The sequence below is a fragment of the Marinobacterium marinum genome, assembly GCF_013868415.1.
GTDB classification, from domain to species: domain Bacteria; phylum Pseudomonadota; class Gammaproteobacteria; order Pseudomonadales; family Balneatricaceae; genus Marinobacterium; species Marinobacterium marinum.
On record NZ_JACEMT010000005.1, the window covers coordinates 1 to 259 of the forward strand.

Sequence of the window (259 nt, forward strand, 5' to 3'; positions counted from 1 at the left end):
CCAGCGCGAACAGCATGGCCAGCTTGCTGTCGTTTTTCTTCAGGCCACGGTAGCGGGCTTTTACAAAACCAAACTGGCACTTGATGATCCGAAACAGATGCTCAACTTTCGCACGGATACTGGCTTTCAGATACTCGGTGCGGATTCTGACCTTATTGATCCGGGGGTGTTGTTTCAGTGTCTTCAGCTTCCCTGGCTGTTCGGCGATGTACCAGTCCGCACTGACATCTTTCAGCTCGTCTCGCTTTTCGGCACCACG

1 protein-coding gene is annotated in these 259 nt (G+C 52.9%); it reads right to left on the reverse strand.

Going from position 1 to position 259, the window contains the following annotated elements:
• Positions 1-259 (reverse strand): transposase (locus H1S06_RS00250; RefSeq protein WP_181736287.1); only part of this gene is annotated, 259 nt, incomplete at both ends.